The sequence below is a fragment of the [Scytonema hofmanni] UTEX 2349 genome (assembly GCF_000582685.1).
Taxonomy (GTDB): domain Bacteria; phylum Cyanobacteriota; class Cyanobacteriia; order Cyanobacteriales; family Nostocaceae; genus Hassallia; species Hassallia hofmanni.
The window spans coordinates 2,060,558-2,075,706 of record NZ_KK073768.1 but is presented as its reverse complement, the minus strand read 5'-3'; the positions used below and the strand labels follow the sequence as shown (position 1 = coordinate 2,075,706).

The following is a 15,149-nucleotide window of genomic DNA, read 5'->3' as shown; positions in this document are numbered from 1 at the left end:
GTATTCCCATATTTTTTTAACGAACCGCCAAGAGCGCCAAGGTAAGATTATTTTAGTTTAGCGATCGCTCCCCTCTTAACTAACATTTTCCCCGTCAATAAATCCTTTACCGTCACTACTAATACCCGTTGTTCATTCACTTCAAATTGTGCTTGTATTCGGTCTATTCCTGTTTGTCCAGGCGGTTCGATATGAGCGACACATACTTGTTGATGATGAGTTTCCAAAGAGCGATAACTATCTTGTTTGACTAATTGGCTACTCGTCATCCTTCCTTGAGGATCGTAATAAACTTCCGCTTGGGAAACTTCTGCTACTTCCCCAATATCGAGGCGAATTTCTCGCTGTCCCTCTGTGGCGACTTGCAGAGTTAAAGCTTCAGAACGCGCCCCTGGATACTTTGCCCCTTTTTCAATCAAAGTTAAATAAGAATAACTTTTGCTGTGGGGTTCCCAAAGACGAATCGCATAACTGTGGCGCAGGTAATCATCAACTGCTGCCATTTCACTTAAAGCTAATGCGCCATGTGCGACAGCTTCAAAGGGTTTGTCTAACTTTACCTTTTGTCGTCCAAAATAGGAAATTACTAGTTGTTGTACGGCAGGAATTTGACAAGTACCACCCACTAATAAAACCTGTTCAATTGTAGATTTGCTGATACCTTTAGCAAGTGCGATCGCTAATACTTCATCTAGGGTTTGTCTTAACTGTTCTAATAATTGTTGATTTTCTAAAATTTCGCCTAACTCATCCCGATGCAATTGCAATTCATGGGACATAAAATTTTCATCATCAAACCAACTTTCTTTCGCCTCATCTGTTATCGAAAGTTGAATTTTTACCCTTTCTGCTACTTCCAGCAAATTCATAAAGCCGATTTCTCCAACATCAGCACGGGAGGAACCGATTTTTTGCAGGTAATGTTCAACAATCCATGTATCAATATCTACGCCGCCAATAAAAGCATCCGATTTGGCGATAACTTCGGCACGCACTACTTGCTGTTCAGATTCAGCGCTGACAGTTCGTACTAAACTTAAATCTAGAGTACCGCCGCCAAAATCAACCACCAAAACCACAGCCCCAGGATGCTTGACAGCATAACCAAGGGCTGCTGCGGTAGATTCATCGACAATTTGCACTGCGGGAATATTTAACTTGTCGCCCAAGTTGCGGAACCAGTCAAGATATCGCTCAAATGCACCCACGGGAACTGTGAAAATAACGCTACTGGGTTGTAATTGCTGTTCAACCTGTTGCCAAATTTCCTTGAGAAACAGTTCCGAAACCACCTCAGCGCTGTAACTATTACCATCCAACTGTCGCGGAGGTGGGACAAAATCTGCTGCCAAATCGCGTTTAAAAGCTCTAAAACAGCGTTCCGGCTGGGCAAATCCCAAGCGTTTGGCGCGTACAGATTCACCAAAAGAAATGCGATCGCGCCCTTCCACAAATACTAAACTGGGTACAACGCTTACCTGTTCTGCCCCAACCTCAAACCGACGCGACATCGATTCAAATCTCAATGTCCGTGGTTTTTGCGTAATCAAATCAGTAGTACAAACAACAGTATTGCTTGTACCAAAATCAATTATTACTGTAGTCATTTGTCATTTGTCATTAATCATTTGTCATTTGTCATTGGGCATTGGGCATTGGGCATGGGGCATTGGGCATTGGGCATTGGGCATTGGGCATGGGGCATTGGGCATGGGGCATTGGGAAAACACTTTCTTTCTTTCTTTCTTTCTTTCTTTCTTTCTTTCTTCATCCCCTTGTCTCCCTTGTCTCCCTTGTCCCCCTTGTCCCCCTTGTCTCCCTCATCCCCCTCACTTCCCGCCTCCCGGTAAAGTGCGACTAACTTTGGCAGGGACAAGAATTTTTCCTTGATGCTGATAACCAACGAATCGAATATAAACTAACTCATATAAAGCAATATCAGCAGCGTCTGGTTGATGAATCTGCGGATTGTAAGCTACTTTTTCCCAAGGTTTACCTATCTGTTCGTAACCCCATTTATTGAGGAGGTTATCTAAAGAGGTAAACATCGAAAGCAGATTTTTCGCAGGTAATTCTGGTTTAATCTGCACCATCTGATGGATGCTGGGATAGTTTGTTAGCAATGTCTGCAATTGCTCAAATGTCGCAGAGCGAAATTCCTCTGATAGTTCAACTCGTTGCTGCTGCAATTCTTCATGTAGTCGCAAGCCTTCCTGATGTAACGCTGCTTTTTCAGCAAGTAACTGTTCTATTTTTTGCTGCTCTCCTAAGTAATTTTTGCGTATTGCTTTTAGTTCATTTTCTAGTAATTCAATTTGCGTAGACGCTAACCTGTTCGTCGCTAGACATCGTGCCAATTCTAACTTGTTAGTTTCCAAGTCTGCTTGGCGAGCGATCGCAGCACTAATTGCTGGAATAATCAACAACAGAGTGGAAATCCCTATTGCCATTGTCAAAAGGCTTAAAAGAGAAAACATTCCTATCTGCATCCCTCTTAGATTTCTTTGAGAGACTGATTTTGTGCCACTGTCTCGCTCTCACCGCCTTCGTAATACTCAGGCAACAATTCTTGATTTTCAACTTCTCCTAAAGCCTTTTCAATTCCCGATGTTGTACTTGTGCAACTCGAACCAGAAGCATTGATGACTGTTTCAGTAATTTTCCCATCTTTACCAATGCGATACTCAATTTTTTGATACTCAGCCATAAATAGAGTCTTTTGATTTTGTAGGGTTTTAATCATGTTGTACCAAATTCTAGCCAACGGCAATTAATACTGGCACTAGTACAAATAAATACGTCACAAAGAAGGGTGTGGGGAAGACGGCTGATGCTCAATAGCTTGAACTCCGACCAACGCTATCGTCGCTCTTCGACGGGGCTTGTATCCAAGATGGTTGTCGGGGCTATTTCTTTTCCCCACACCCCACACCCCACACCCGCCCCTTTAAGGGGGCTGGTCAGAGCTTTTGCCAATACATTGAAACAAATGTACTAATCTAGGTCAATAAGATTTAACATAATTTACGCACTATCAGGAAACAAACCGATCCAAGGGCGGACATTCATGGTTGGACGGCTACTTACATACCGAGCGATCGCGCCAATTGTAACCATGTGGTGCCCAGGCTAAAGCGCCTGAACGCGATCGCGTTCAGGCGCAGGGCAATAAAGCGCAACCTCATATACAATAGACATAGGAGTAAAAATTAATTATGCGTTGTCCGAAACCCTTGTAGAGACGTTCCGACGGAACGTCTTTACGTCTTTTCTACCAGATGTCTAATTGGTATAAGTAATTGTGGCGTTTATAGCCGAACCATAAATGTGGGTGTTGGGCAGTAGTATGAAAATACGCCCTAGTTCCTAGCTTATAGAAAGCCGAGTCATGAAAAATTCGCGATTAAATTCTGACGCTAACGTTCGCGCAAAATCTGCTTTCTGTTGTCAGAGCGTTCTTTTTTTGAGAATTCTGTTGTTATTTGCTTAATTTTCACTATTTTTTATGTTGTATGTAATGGGTTGTTGATTATTCTGAACGCTGGTTGAAGAATAATTAGCGATGACTAAGATTGGTAACGTTAGAGTTAACATAGCGATCGCTGTTCCCACAATGTCTGCCAAACGATGGGAATATGTGTCGGGATTGGCAGACGGGCTATTTGAATTCATAGAAGATTGGAGGTTTTCACTTCACTTGTTGCTCAACTCTCAAAGTAAAGAGTCTTGCTGTTATTTTAGTTATTTATCAATTATAAGCTATTTAGTATTCAATAATATCAACCACTTATCAAACTGTCATAATATTTCTTCTCTAATACCAAAAATATTTGATACGAAGCCGCAATTTGGCTGTTCTTCTTTGTTAGTGACTAATATCTCAATATTCTTCATGGTACGGTGTAATGAATAGATTCCATATCTGTGACGGTAACAGCATTAAAAATTACAATTATTTTTGTAGTTTAGATTACTAAAAAAAATATATTTGAGTAATCTTTTACAATTAAAACATCCGAAAGCGCTTTTGTAAAGGGCGTTTTGCGGTTATAAATTGTTGTTTGATACCGAGTAACCATACTGAATAATCACCCAGAAGGTATCTGTGTTTTCGATAATTATAAGTAGTTACACGATAATTTTTGGAGAGGCGATCGCAACTTGAGCTATAATCAATTTTTATCATCAATTCACACCGAATAAATACAGAGAAATCAAAAGTGTTTGAAATTGTTAATCAATGATTGCACTCAGAGAAATATTCAAAAATTTGAAGATTATAATCTGAGTGATATTACTTGAATTTTGTCAATCTATATATAGGTAGAGTACAAATACTTTTTATCCTAAATAAGAATCATCTCTTCTGATTAATACAGAATTCAAATTATTCATGAAGAGGGGAAAGGGGAAAGGGGAAGAAAATATTATTTTTTATTCCTTTTCCCCTCCTTGATAAAGTCATCAGTCAAAAGCTGAAAAAAATTCCTAATAAAAAATGATATTATAACGATTTAACAAATGAAAAAAACCGCCACTATAATAGGGCGGTTTGGTTAAGCAATCGGAGGGTAATTACAGCTTACTCTGCCAATAATCAAGATTGTTGTAGCGAAGTTTGCATTTGTTGGTTGGGGAGCATCCCAATTTGGCAAAAACGCCTACAGGTGCGAGATTCCTGGGGCTACACAAACAAAGCCTGCCTTGTCTACGACACGCTTTGTTTGTGTAGCGATACCCTTCTAGGGTATTGCGGCAAAATTGGGATGCTCCCGTTGGTTGTTGGTTGTTGGTTGTTAGTTCTTGGTTCTTGGTTGTTAAAATTTACCACCATCCACCATCCACTATCCACTATCAACCATCCACCATCCACTATCAACTATCAAACATCAACTAACCTTTCCCATAAGCACTCATCGGTTCTTTGATAAAACGGATATAAAGATGCTTAAACGTAGATTTAATCACACGGGGCATTCCAAAATCGATAGGCATTAATTTATCTGGTAGTTGCCAATCATCTATTTTGACTAAATCAGGATGTAAGTGGGGAAAGTCAATTTCCGCAAGTTCTGGACACAACCCCAGTCGCTTTGACGCAGCTAGGGTGGGTACTTGTTCGGGTAAAACATTGAGGACTTCCACCATTGCCCTATCGAGAGCAAATACATTTGCAGATGCGGCTAAAACGCCGAGTAGACGAGGTTCCCCACCGCTGGGACCATTACCTTCATGACCGATGATGCCATCTAAAATAGTTAAATTTGGGTTAATTGCCCTAGCAGTTTCTACTAACATTTCTCCAAATCGGTTGGCATCTTTCCCAGCTTCCATGTGCCACCAAGCTTTCATTTTGCCGGGAACGCAACCAAAGAGGTTTTTTACCCCCAAGGTTAACGTCAACTGAGCGTGAGATTTCACTTTCGGCAAGTTAATTACTACATCTGCTTCCATCGCTTCTTTGCATAGCAGCAGATGGTTAAAGTCTTCGTTAACGGTTTCGTAACGCGATCCATGAAAATCTATAATTGGAAGCTTGAGTTCTTCAATAATCGGGAGATAGTTATTTGCGATCGCTACTTGCTTCGCACTGCCAAAAGCAGGACTATCTCCCAAAAATGGCTGACCACCAGCTTCAATTACCATTTTAGCAACTTCATAAACTAATTCGGCGCGGGTGGTACACTCTTTACTAGGACGCGCTCCGGTGAGTAGATTCGGTTTTAATAAAACCCGTTGTCCTGGTTTGACGAATGCTTGCATTCCACCTAAAGGTTCTAAGAGCGTTGCTAAAGATTCTCTTAAAGCCTCTTGTTCGTAGGAAGTAGCCCGAATCAAACTAACAGATGGTTTTTGAGTCTGCATGGATAGGGAATGGGGCATGGGGCATGGGGCATTGGGGAATGGGGAATGGGGAATGGATACTAGCAAAGAATAACTATCTTTGTCCGATGCCCAATGCCCGATGCCCAATGCCCTTATTCCTTTTTAATCTATTTCTACCTCAAGTGCCGTGAGGGGTAAGATACCGCTCATCTGTTCTAAATTTAACACTTGGGCTAATTCCAAGTCGCTCATCAGACCTTTTTCTAAGACAATTTGCCGCAGGGATTTACCAGTTTCTAAAGATTCTTTGGCTACAGCAGCAGCATTTAAATAGCCTATATGGGGATTTAATGCGGTGACTAAAGCTAAACTACCTTCAGCGTAAGCCAAACAACGATCGCGGTTGGCGGTGATTCCCTTGATGCAGCTTTGGGTAAGTGCTTTGATGGTATTTCCTAAAATTTCGATGCTGTGAATTAGGTTGTAGGCAATCAACGGCATCATCACATTTAATTCTAATTGTCCAGCTTGTGCCGCAAGAGCGATCGCACTGTCATAACCCATGACCTGAAAACACACCATTGAGGTCATCTCTGCCATCACTGGGTTATATTTTCCTGGCATAATTGAGGAACCCGGTTGCACTGGAGGCAATTGAATTTCTTTGAAACCTGTTTTTGGACCCGAATCCATCAACCGCAAATCGTGGGATATTTTGACTAAATCCTGTGCTAAGTTGCGTAAAGCACCAGAAACACTCACAAATGGTGCCATACTCTGCATTGCAGCCATTAAGTGCGATGCAGGTTCTAGGGGACATTCTATCAATTCAGAAATTGTTTGCACCACACGAGCGCGATAATCAGGATGAGTATTCATACCCGTTCCGGCAGCGCTACCTCCCAAACCCAGCACCATCAAATCACCAGAAGCAGTATAAATGCGGTTTTGGTGTTCTGAGAGGATTTGTGCCCAAGCGCGGAAACTTTCACCCAAACGCACAGGTACAGCGTCTTGTAAGTGAGTTCTGCCAGATTTGACGATATCTTGAAATTCGTCGGCTTTTTCTTCGAGGGATGCGATCGCATTATCTAAAGCTGGTTGCAATGTCTTTGATAATGCTAATAAGCCACCGATGCGAATTGCGGTGGGAATCACATCATTGGTAGACTGTCCGTAGTTAACGTGGTCATTGGGACTAATTTGCTTGTAATTGCCTTTTTCGCTGCCTTGAATTTCTAAAGCACGATTTGCTAGTACTTCATTGACATTCATATGGTGAGAAGTACCGGCTCCCGCTTGATAAATATCTACCACAAATTGATCGCGAAACTTACCCGCAAGTATTTCATCAGCCGCTTGCACAATTGCTTGACTAATTTCTGGGGGAATGGATTTTAAGTCTCCGTTGACGATGGCGGTAGCTTTTTTGATGATTATGCAAGCATCTACGTAAGTATTTAAAGGTTTAATGCCGCTGATGGGGAAGTTTTCCATTGCCCGCAGCGTTTGGATGCCGTAATATGCGCTACTAGGAATTTGGCGATCGCCCATCGAATCGCGTTCTATACGGAATTGGGAATTTGTTTGAGTCATAACGATTTTGGATTGGGTTGAGTTATTAAAACTAAGCTGATGTGTGGCTTGATAAAACACAAACCATATCAAATAGAATTATCTGGGTTAGTTGACAATTTTTAATTTGAAGTTACCCTTTGACAAAAAGCGTAGTGTATGCATAGAAGCCACGCATTCGTTCAAAGTTGAGTAAAATAATTGTGGAAAACAAATAGCGATCGCGTTTACTCTACTTTCTGCGAGAGTATCGCGCTTTATAACAACCCCGTTCACCTGCACCATATTGCTCTGGCTTGTTGTCTACGATTTCGGATTGATCTCAAACTCTGACTTGGAACGATAGAAGCAAACATCGAATTCAAGAAAAGAGTTGGTTTGACCGAGGATCAGTGGTGCATTCGGACTGCATACCCAAGCAAACACTAACTCAGTTGGTGCAAAATCTGCAATTTCAACAGTTGCGGAAAAAGGCATTGCTGGCTGATTACTGAGATTACCCGCTAACTGAATAATGGCTTTGCGATCATCCCAAACAGCACCCAACTGAAGACCGAGTTCATGAGACAAGACATTAACTGTAGCTCCGCTATCTACCAAACCCATCGCTTCAACGCTTCGATCACCCCACCGTAATACGAGTGGAAGTCTTGGCAGGCTGTCAAACTCGTTTTGAGTTGGGCTAGTGATAGAATACTGGAATCGCATATATTATCACTGATCTGTATTTGACCGCTTGAGTGCTTCCATTAAAACTGCACCAGCCCCAAAACTATCGTATGGAGTTGGCAAGTCATAGGTTTTGAAGGGTTCTAACGGCGAAATATCCTCTGCTACGTCCAAATCTTCTACTAGAATCCGAATCAGTTTGAGTTTTTCTGTCGCAGAAAGCCGTCGGACGGCAGGCAGCACTTCAGCTAGTGTCATAAGGTAACTTGGTAAGCGGGAAACTCAGTCAGGAAGCACACCACTATATTATACGGAATGTGTTGAACCTGATGTTACTGTCCGCAGTCCCCTAGATTAGAGATAAAATCATCCAAATGAATAACTCTCAAAACCGATGACTCAAGCCTTACCCAAGCTCGTAACATTCAAAGAATTTGTCGATCGCCTACCTGAAAATTCCGCAGTCCGCTACGAACTTCATAATGGGGAAATTATCCAGATGGCACAACCAGTAGGAGAACATGAGGAAGTTACAGGTTTTTTGACGATAAAGCTTAGTGTTGCAATCGACCGATTAGACCTTCCTTACTTTATTCCCAACCAAGCTATAGTTCGACCTCCTGAAAAAGATTCTGGTTACTTTCCAGATGTGCTGGTGCTAAACCGTGCCAACCTAAATAATGAAGAATTGTGGAAAAAAGAATCGACAGTCAGCGATAATGCCTCAATTCCTTTGATTGTCGAAGTTGTCTCAACCAACTGGCGCAGCGATTACTACCTAAAGTATGCTGACTATGAAGAGATGGGCATACCCGAATACTGGATTGTGGATTACGCAGCGTTGGGTGGACGTAATTTTATCGGCAACCCCAAACAACCGACAATATCCGTCTGTAACTTAGTTGATGGAGAATATCAGATAAGCAAGTTTCGAGATAGCGATCGCATTGTATCCCAAACTTTTCCCGATTTGAAGCTCACCGCAAACCAAATTTTTCAAGCTGGTGTAGTGTAGCAAACTTTTGCAACAGAATTGTTAGGCTGATGGACGCGCATTAGCAGCATTTTTTTGTGCTTCTGCGTAAATTCGTAGGGCAGCAACCATATGCTGTTCAGCGTCTTCACCCTTTGATTGAAACCATGCCAAAGTCTCAGAATCAACACGAATAGCGACGGTAGTCAATGACGAAGAAGGCATCCGCAATTTTGCTTTTGAAAAAAACTCGTCCGTAAGAGGTGGAATATCTGACGTGTCAATTTCATTGTCCGTCATCGCATCAATTCTAGACCAGTCGGTTCTTGAGGTATTGCTCATAACGCTTCCTTTCGTGAGAGAGTGCTTTTCTTAATGAGATGATACGAATTGTTTCTTCATTGAGTTCAGTGTAGATAACCACTATAATTCGTCCATCCAGCATTCCAGTTCCAATCCATCGATCTTCACCATAATCGCTGCGCTCATCAAGGTCAACTGCCATTGGTAAGTTAAAGATCCGGTAAGCGTCAGCAAAATCGAAACCATGTTTATCAATATTAATTTCGTTTTTCTGCTCGTCCCACTCAAAATTCATGAATTAAACTTATCACACCTGTAATCTAACAAACAGTTTTAAGTTATAACATAGCCCATACGGTTCAGTTAAGGATTTTTAGACCTGTAGAGACGCGAAATTTCGCGTCTCTACACTCGTATTTTGGACTTAACTGAACTGTATTGTGACATAGCCCTGCCACTCTTCTGGACAGCAATATTAATTAAGAAGTTATTGTATCCCAAACTTTTCCCGATTTGAACCTCACCCTTCGGGTTCGTCAGTTTGACGGGACGGTACAGGCAACCGCAAACTGACTCACCGCAAACCAAATTTTTCTTTTCTGGCGTAGTGTAACTTATATTATTGATGGTGCGTTGCGCTTATCGCACATACCCTACTACGAAAACTTAAAATCCAAACTTGACTAATCTAAAATCGACTAATCCAAAATCAATAGCTGTTCTCGGTGCCGGTGCGTGGGGATCTGGTTTAGCATCTATAGCCGAAGCTAACGGTCATCGGGTTAGCATTTGGTCGCGTAATGGTTCCTATACCTTGGCAGAGGTTGTGGAAAATGCCGATATGATTGTTTCGGCGATTTCCACCAAAGGAGTGCGCGAAGTCGCTACACAATTACAGGGTTTGGCAATTCCACCGAAAGCGGTTTTTGTGACTGCGACCAAAGGATTAGAACCAGAAACCATCAGCACACCATCGCAAATTTGGCAAGAAACTTTCCCTAGTCATGCGGTTGTGGTGCTGTCGGGACCGAATTTATCTAAAGAGATTCAACTAGGATTACCAGCAGCAACGGTAGTAGCTAGCAGAAGTAAAGATGCTGCTGAGTTAGTACAGTTAGTATTTTCCTCTAGTCGTTTCCGAGTTTATACGAATTCTGACCCTTTAGGAGTGGAACTTGGGGGTACATTAAAAAATGTGATAGCGATCGCATCTGGTGTCTGCGATGGTTTACAATTGGGAACCAATGCCAAAGCCGCTTTAGTCACTCGTGGTTTAACAGAAATGGTTCGCATCGGTAACTTTTGGGGTGCGAAGACAGAAACATTCTATGGTTTATCTGGTTTAGGTGATTTGCTAGCAACCTGCAATAGTCCTCTAAGTCGCAATTATCAAGTTGGCTACCAAATGGCTTGTGGTAAAACACTGACAGAAATACTCGCTCATTTAGAAGGAACCGCAGAGGGAGTCAACACTTGCCAAGTTTTAATGCAACAAGCCAAGCAACGAAATATATCCATACCCATTACCGAACAAGTTTATCGCTTACTTCAAGGTGAAGTCACCCCACGACAAGCACTTGATGAACTGATGCTGCGAGAAATTAAGCCAGAATACAGTTATTAACTTTATGGAAATAGTTAAATTGTGCTAAAGCAGCTTTTGATGCAGCTAAGTATAGTTTTGCATATACCAAATTATATCATGTCTGGGGGCACACCCATAACTCATGAAGAACCCCACCCGCCTGTGGCACCCTCCCCGCTTGCGGGGAGGGTTGGGGAGGGGTTCTTTTATTATCGTTGTTTGACCGGACATCATATTAAATCTTGCAACCCGATGCAATGCCAATGCAGAGCGATGCAACGTTGCCTTTTAACTGGAGTTTTTTTATGCTAGGAAAACTTTAAGTAAAATTATTTACTTGCCGTCGCAAATGTGTTACATTGCTTAGAATCGCCCGTTTGAATACCTTGCTTAAACCAGCGAACTCGTTGAGCCGAGGAACCATGCGTAAAAGATTCTGGTACAATATAACCTCTAGCTTGTTCTTGCAGGCGATCATCGCCAATGCTACTTGCAGCATTCAGCGCTTCTTCGATGTCTCCTTGTTCAAGAATTTGTCGCGATCGCTCGGCACGATTTGCCCAAACTCCCGCAAAACAATCGGCTTGTAATTCTAACTTGACAGAAAGCTGATTTGCTTCTACTTCACTTACCTGGCTCTGCATCGCTTGGACTTTATTGGAAATACCGAGTAAATTCTGAACATGATGCCCAACTTCGTGAGCAATCACATATGCTTGGGCAAAATCTCCTGGTGCTTGATATTTATTTTTCAGATCGCGATAAAAACTCAAGTCAATATAGACTGTTTGATCTCGCGGACAATAAAATGGACCAACTGCCGATCGCGCAAATCCACAAGCAGATTTAACGGCATCGGAATAAAGAACTAATTTCGGTTCTACGTAAGTATTGCCTTGTTGTCGAAATATACTGCTCCATGTATCTTCTGTATCAGCTAGCACCACAGAAACAAAATCAGCCATTTTATCTTGAGCTTGAGTTGTGCGGGGTGATTCAGTAGTCGGGCGATCGCCTTGTTGCCAAATCACGCTTGGATCGCCACCCAGAAGCGCTACCACGAGCGATAAAATCACTGCACCAATACCCCCACCTACCACAGGAGCGGAAATCCGCGATCCACGGCGATCTTCTACGTTCTCGCTCCGACGACCTATTTGCCAACGCATAATTACTATTTAGTCAAGTTACATATATTGCACAGCTTTAATTAGGTAAAAGAAAACCTTTACCCGTCATTCAGCTATGTTAATAAGACTTTACTCCTTTAGTGCATTTAAATCTTCTACCTGTAGACGAAGGGGGAAGCAAAAATAGTCAGCCTTAATGAATAATTCTTGTAAGCGTTTCCTTTCTTCAGGACGTGGAAATGATTTTGCATGATTTCAAAACCTTTGTAGAGACGTTGCACATGCTTCGTCTCTATACCAAAATTCATACATTTAATCAGCAACGCCCAATTTTTACAAAAGATGTAACATATGTAGCAGACCGCGACCAGTAATTAGCTCGAAAACTAAGGCAATAAAGCCAAGCATGGCGATACGACCATTCCAAACTTCCGCGCTAGTAGTCATACCCCATTCCCAACGCTCTGGTGGGTAAATTCTCACCTTTTTCTTCATCTGATAGACTTGTGAAAGCTTCAGACTGGGAGATTTGAGTGCATCTAGAACTAAATCTGCCAAAGCTCTAATAAACAATGGATGAGTATTGGGAGCTGGTACCCGACGGAAGTTTTCAATTCCTGATTCCTCTGCAAGTTCCCGATACTCAATATCAATTTCTTGTAATGTCTCGATGTGTTCTGAGACAAAACTGATGGGTACAACGACCAAATCTTTCACACCTTTTGCCCCTAGTTCTGGAAGGGCATCATCAGTGTAAGGTTGCAGCCATTCTACCGGACCCACGCGACTTTGGTAAGCTAAGGTGTGTTCATTTGTTCGATTGAGGGTCTGCATAATTAAAGCAGTACATTCCTCAATTTCTTGCTGGTAGGGGTCTCCTGCTTCTTCAACGTAGTTTTTCGGTACACCATGAGCGCTGAAGAAGATATGAACAGAGTCGGGATTGGGAAATTGATCGAGTTCTTGAGATATCAGTTCTGCCATTGCTTGCAGGTAGCTTGGTTGTTTGTACCAAGAGGGAATAACCTTGTATTCAATCTGCTGAAGTTTTGGGTCTTCTTGCCAGAGTTTATCTAACAAGCGAAAGCTGGAACCACTGGTACTGATGGAAAATTGCGGGTAAAGAGGTAGAATTACTACATGTTCGATGTTGTCTTGAGTAAGTTGGGCGATCGCTTCTTCTGTATAAGGATGCCAGTAACGCATTCCTACATATATCTTCGCTTCTTGTCCTAAAGCTTGCAATTGTTCTTTTAAAGCTTCTCCTTGGGCTTCTGTGATCCGCCGCAATGGAGAACCACCACCAATTTGCTTGTAGTTTTCTTGAGATTTTTGGGTTCGCCTTGACGCAATCAACCACGCAAGAGGTTTTTGCAACCAACTAAAGGGTAGACGAATAATTTCTGGATCGGAAAACAGATTATATAGAAATGGTCCAACATCTTCCAATTTATCTGGACCACCCAGATTGAGTAATAAAACGCCTACACGATCCATAGCAATTACATTCCCCCAATCTTTTCAGATTTTTTACTAATGTTAACAATATATCTTTATTAAATATAAAGGCTAACGGGGAGCGTGGAAACAATGGCAACAATTTTCCGGGATTGGAGTTATCGCTATCAATGGCTATATGATGCTATATCTCGCTTGGCAGCTTTAAGCGTCGGTGGTGAAGCGCGTTTCCGACAGCTTGCAGTGCAAGGCTTAACCATTGAATCAGCTACTAAAGTTTTAGATTTGTGTTGCGGTAGCGGTCAAGCTACACAAATCTTAGTCAAATATTCACAAAATGTAACAGGACTTGATGCTTCTCCGCGATCGCTAAAACGGGCAAGGGAGAATGTGCCGCAAGCAGAGTATGTGGAAGCTTTTGCAGAGAAAATGCCATTTGCAGATAATCAGTTTGATGTTGTGCATACTAGCGTAGCCTTGCACGAAATGCGCTCTGGACAATTGCAACAAATAATTAAAGAGGTTTATCGAGTGCTGAAACCAGGTGGAGTGTTTACATTAGTAGATTTTCATAATCCCACAAACCCCTTATTCGTGCCTGGGTTGTCGTTATTTTTGCTGTTGTTTGAGACAGAAACGGCTTGGCAGTTGTTGAAAACCGATTTGCCTGGATTGTTAACAGAGACAGGATTTCGAGAATGCGATCGCACCTTAACTGCTGGTGGAAGTTTACAATTAATCAAAGCCAGAAAATAGCTCGTATAAAATGTAGAGACGCGTTAGCGAAGCGGGACGAAGTTCAATTTCGCGTCTCTACAAGGAGAGGGGTTTTACGCATGTACCTCCTAAGGAGTGAAATTTGCTGTAATAGAAGATATATGTGCCAGTTGCGCTCATTCCTATTTTTTCACGATTCAATTCGGATTGCTATATGACCGCGATTACCATCAACTTCAACAACGTCGTTAAACTTAGCGACGACCAATTTTACCAACTGTGTCGGGATAATCCCGATGTCAAATTTGAACGTAATGAGTTAGGAGAAATAATTGTAATGTCACCAACGGGGGGAGAAACAGGAAAAAGTAATGCCAAACTAACTACACGATTTGTCCTGTGGAACGAAGAAACAAAACTTGGTGAAGTATTTGATTCCTCCACTTGCTTTAAACTTCCCAATGGTTCCGATCGCTCTCCCGATGTATCCTGGATAAAACTAGAGAGATGGAACGCTCTTAAACCAGAACAACGTGAGAAATTTCCTCCCATCGCTCCCGATTTTGTCTTGGAGTTAATGTCCCCATCCGACAGTTTGAGGGAAACCCAGGCAAAAATGCAAGAGTATATAAATGCAGGTGTAAAATTGGGTTGGCTAATTGATAGAAAAACTCGCAGTGTTGAAATTTATCGACAAGGGCAACCAAAAGAAGTATTAGAGTCTCCCACAAGCTTATCTGGGGAAGATATATTACCAGGTTTTATTTTGGATTTACAATGGATATGGGGGTAATACCATTTCTGTGTGAAGCTGCGCCTAATGAGTGCCCACGCAGGTGTTCCTTGTACCTGTAGCCGCGAGTTTACTCGTCGGGTTATTAAACGCAGCCTCATAAAGAATTGGTATAACACG

The 15,149-nt window shown here is 42.0% G+C and carries 19 protein-coding genes; 5 read left to right on the top strand and 14 right to left on the bottom strand.

Going from position 1 to position 15,149, the window contains the following annotated elements; genetic code table 11:
- Positions 1–47: 47 nt before the first annotated feature.
- The 6 genes from TOL9009_RS0114345 to TOL9009_RS45645 all read right to left on the bottom strand — a co-directional run bounded on the left by TOL9009_RS0114345 (position 48) and on the right by TOL9009_RS45645 (position 4,186).
- Positions 48–1,607 (bottom strand): Hsp70 family protein, encoded by a 1,560-nt coding sequence (locus TOL9009_RS0114345; RefSeq protein ID WP_029633418.1) that lies wholly within the window; start codon positions 1,605–1,607, stop codon positions 48–50.
- 17 nt (positions 1,608–1,624) lie between these two features.
- The gene (locus TOL9009_RS43480; protein WP_072022138.1) at positions 1,625–1,876 is read right to left on the bottom strand and encodes a hypothetical protein; all 252 of its coding nucleotides are present in this window, start codon (positions 1,874–1,876) and stop codon (positions 1,625–1,627) included.
- Positions 1,830–2,477 (bottom strand): molecular chaperone GrpE, encoded by a 648-nt coding sequence (locus tag TOL9009_RS39140; protein WP_186227559.1) that lies wholly within the window; start codon positions 2,475–2,477, stop codon positions 1,830–1,832. The genes TOL9009_RS43480 and TOL9009_RS39140 overlap by 47 nt, the downstream gene beginning before the upstream one ends.
- Positions 2,478–2,494: 17 nt before the next feature.
- Positions 2,495–2,743 (bottom strand): DUF2997 domain-containing protein, encoded by a 249-nt coding sequence (locus TOL9009_RS0114330; RefSeq protein ID WP_242055175.1) that lies wholly within the window; start codon positions 2,741–2,743, stop codon positions 2,495–2,497.
- Positions 2,744–3,486: 743 nt separating this feature from the next.
- Positions 3,487–3,672: a hypothetical protein gene (locus TOL9009_RS43475; protein WP_072022137.1), complete on the bottom strand. Its 186-nt coding sequence runs from the start codon at positions 3,670–3,672 to the stop codon at positions 3,487–3,489.
- Positions 3,673–4,006: 334 nt separating this feature from the next.
- Positions 4,007–4,186: a hypothetical protein gene (locus TOL9009_RS45645; protein ID WP_144238238.1), complete on the bottom strand. Its 180-nt coding sequence runs from the start codon at positions 4,184–4,186 to the stop codon at positions 4,007–4,009.
- Between the two features lie 564 nt (positions 4,187–4,750).
- On the opposite strand from TOL9009_RS45645, the gene TOL9009_RS47305 reads away from it, so the two are divergent.
- Positions 4,751–4,897, top strand: a complete 147-nt coding sequence (locus TOL9009_RS47305; RefSeq protein WP_186227558.1) for a hypothetical protein — start codon at positions 4,751–4,753, stop codon at positions 4,895–4,897.
- On the opposite strand, the gene TOL9009_RS0114325 is transcribed toward TOL9009_RS47305, so the two are convergent.
- From TOL9009_RS0114325 to TOL9009_RS0114310, 4 genes are all read right to left on the bottom strand, one after another.
- The gene (locus TOL9009_RS0114325; RefSeq protein ID WP_029633415.1) at positions 4,894–5,865 is read right to left on the bottom strand and encodes a DUF362 domain-containing protein; all 972 of its coding nucleotides are present in this window, start codon (positions 5,863–5,865) and stop codon (positions 4,894–4,896) included. The genes TOL9009_RS47305 and TOL9009_RS0114325 overlap by 4 nt on opposite strands.
- 123 nt (positions 5,866–5,988) lie before the next feature.
- Positions 5,989–7,422, bottom strand: a complete 1,434-nt coding sequence (locus TOL9009_RS0114320; RefSeq protein WP_029633414.1) for an aspartate ammonia-lyase — start codon at positions 7,420–7,422, stop codon at positions 5,989–5,991.
- A gap of 282 nt (positions 7,423–7,704) precedes the next feature.
- Positions 7,705–8,109, bottom strand: coding sequence for a pepsin/retropepsin-like aspartic protease family protein (locus TOL9009_RS0114315; protein ID WP_029633413.1), 405 nt, complete (start codon positions 8,107–8,109; stop codon positions 7,705–7,707).
- Between the two features lie 6 nt (positions 8,110–8,115).
- Positions 8,116–8,328 (bottom strand): hypothetical protein, encoded by a 213-nt coding sequence (locus tag TOL9009_RS0114310; protein ID WP_029633412.1) that lies wholly within the window; start codon positions 8,326–8,328, stop codon positions 8,116–8,118.
- Between the two features lie 136 nt (positions 8,329–8,464).
- Here TOL9009_RS0114310 and TOL9009_RS0114305 point away from each other — a divergent pair, with 136 nt between their 5' ends.
- Positions 8,465–9,085, top strand: coding sequence for a Uma2 family endonuclease (locus tag TOL9009_RS0114305; protein WP_029633411.1), 621 nt, complete (start codon positions 8,465–8,467; stop codon positions 9,083–9,085).
- Between the two features lie 21 nt (positions 9,086–9,106).
- Here the strand turns inward: TOL9009_RS0114305 and TOL9009_RS0114300 are convergent, their stop codons facing one another.
- Both TOL9009_RS0114300 and TOL9009_RS0114295 read right to left on the bottom strand, forming a co-directional pair.
- On the bottom strand, positions 9,107–9,385 hold the full coding sequence (locus TOL9009_RS0114300) for a BrnA antitoxin family protein (protein ID WP_029633410.1): 279 nt from the start codon (positions 9,383–9,385) through the stop codon (positions 9,107–9,109).
- On the bottom strand, positions 9,354–9,641 hold the full coding sequence (locus TOL9009_RS0114295) for a BrnT family toxin (protein WP_029633409.1): 288 nt from the start codon (positions 9,639–9,641) through the stop codon (positions 9,354–9,356). The genes TOL9009_RS0114300 and TOL9009_RS0114295 overlap by 32 nt, the downstream gene beginning before the upstream one ends.
- A gap of 384 nt (positions 9,642–10,025) precedes the next feature.
- Between TOL9009_RS0114295 and TOL9009_RS0114290 the strand changes: the two genes are divergently transcribed.
- Positions 10,026–10,970, top strand: a complete 945-nt coding sequence (locus TOL9009_RS0114290; protein ID WP_029633408.1) for an NAD(P)H-dependent glycerol-3-phosphate dehydrogenase — start codon at positions 10,026–10,028, stop codon at positions 10,968–10,970.
- Between the two features lie 290 nt (positions 10,971–11,260).
- Here TOL9009_RS0114290 and ypfJ read toward each other — a convergent pair whose 3' ends face one another.
- Together ypfJ and hemH are read right to left on the bottom strand one after the other, a co-directional pair.
- On the bottom strand, positions 11,261–12,100 hold the full coding sequence (ypfJ, locus tag TOL9009_RS0114285) for a KPN_02809 family neutral zinc metallopeptidase (protein WP_029633407.1): 840 nt from the start codon (positions 12,098–12,100) through the stop codon (positions 11,261–11,263).
- 294 nt (positions 12,101–12,394) lie between these two features.
- On the bottom strand, positions 12,395–13,558 hold the full coding sequence (gene hemH, locus TOL9009_RS0114280; protein WP_029633406.1) for a ferrochelatase: 1,164 nt from the start codon (positions 13,556–13,558) through the stop codon (positions 12,395–12,397).
- A 93-nt stretch (positions 13,559–13,651) separates the two neighbouring features.
- On the opposite strand from hemH, the gene TOL9009_RS0114275 reads away from it, so the two are divergent.
- Positions 13,652–14,275 carry a class I SAM-dependent methyltransferase gene (locus TOL9009_RS0114275; RefSeq protein WP_029633405.1) on the top strand — a complete coding sequence of 208 codons (624 nt, stop codon included), beginning with the start codon at positions 13,652–13,654 and terminating at the stop codon, positions 14,273–14,275.
- Positions 14,276–14,450: 175 nt separating this feature from the next.
- Positions 14,451–15,029 carry a Uma2 family endonuclease gene (locus TOL9009_RS0114270; protein ID WP_029633404.1) on the top strand — a complete coding sequence of 193 codons (579 nt, stop codon included), beginning with the start codon at positions 14,451–14,453 and terminating at the stop codon, positions 15,027–15,029.
- The last annotated feature ends 120 nt before the right edge of the window (positions 15,030–15,149 follow it).

Excerpts from the sequence above, each read along its gene's own strand:
- TOL9009_RS0114345 (WP_029633418.1), bottom strand. The coding sequence starts at position 1,607 with ATGACTACAGTAATAATTGATTTTGGTACAAGCAATACTGTTGTTTGT.
- TOL9009_RS39140 (WP_186227559.1), bottom strand. The coding sequence starts at position 2,477 with ATGTTTTCTCTTTTAAGCCTTTTGACAATGGCAATAGGGATTTCCACT.
- TOL9009_RS0114330 (WP_242055175.1), bottom strand. The coding sequence starts at position 2,743 with ATGATTAAAACCCTACAAAATCAAAAGACTCTATTTATGGCTGAGTAT.
- TOL9009_RS43475 (WP_072022137.1), bottom strand. The coding sequence starts at position 3,672 with ATGAATTCAAATAGCCCGTCTGCCAATCCCGACACATATTCCCATCGT.
- TOL9009_RS45645 (WP_144238238.1), bottom strand. The coding sequence starts at position 4,186 with ATGATAAAAATTGATTATAGCTCAAGTTGCGATCGCCTCTCCAAAAAT.
- TOL9009_RS0114325 (WP_029633415.1), bottom strand. The coding sequence starts at position 5,865 with ATGCAGACTCAAAAACCATCTGTTAGTTTGATTCGGGCTACTTCCTAC.
- TOL9009_RS0114320 (WP_029633414.1), bottom strand. The coding sequence starts at position 7,422 with ATGACTCAAACAAATTCCCAATTCCGTATAGAACGCGATTCGATGGGC.
- TOL9009_RS0114315 (WP_029633413.1), bottom strand. The coding sequence starts at position 8,109 with ATGCGATTCCAGTATTCTATCACTAGCCCAACTCAAAACGAGTTTGAC.
- TOL9009_RS0114310 (WP_029633412.1), bottom strand. The coding sequence starts at position 8,328 with ATGACACTAGCTGAAGTGCTGCCTGCCGTCCGACGGCTTTCTGCGACA.
- TOL9009_RS0114305 (WP_029633411.1), top strand. The coding sequence starts at position 8,465 with ATGACTCAAGCCTTACCCAAGCTCGTAACATTCAAAGAATTTGTCGAT.
- TOL9009_RS0114300 (WP_029633410.1), bottom strand. The coding sequence starts at position 9,385 with ATGAGCAATACCTCAAGAACCGACTGGTCTAGAATTGATGCGATGACG.
- TOL9009_RS0114295 (WP_029633409.1), bottom strand. The coding sequence starts at position 9,641 with ATGAATTTTGAGTGGGACGAGCAGAAAAACGAAATTAATATTGATAAA.
- ypfJ (WP_029633407.1), bottom strand. The coding sequence starts at position 12,100 with ATGCGTTGGCAAATAGGTCGTCGGAGCGAGAACGTAGAAGATCGCCGT.
- hemH (WP_029633406.1), bottom strand. The coding sequence starts at position 13,558 with ATGGATCGTGTAGGCGTTTTATTACTCAATCTGGGTGGTCCAGATAAA.
- TOL9009_RS0114275 (WP_029633405.1), top strand. The coding sequence starts at position 13,652 with ATGGCAACAATTTTCCGGGATTGGAGTTATCGCTATCAATGGCTATAT.
- TOL9009_RS0114270 (WP_029633404.1), top strand. The coding sequence starts at position 14,451 with ATGACCGCGATTACCATCAACTTCAACAACGTCGTTAAACTTAGCGAC.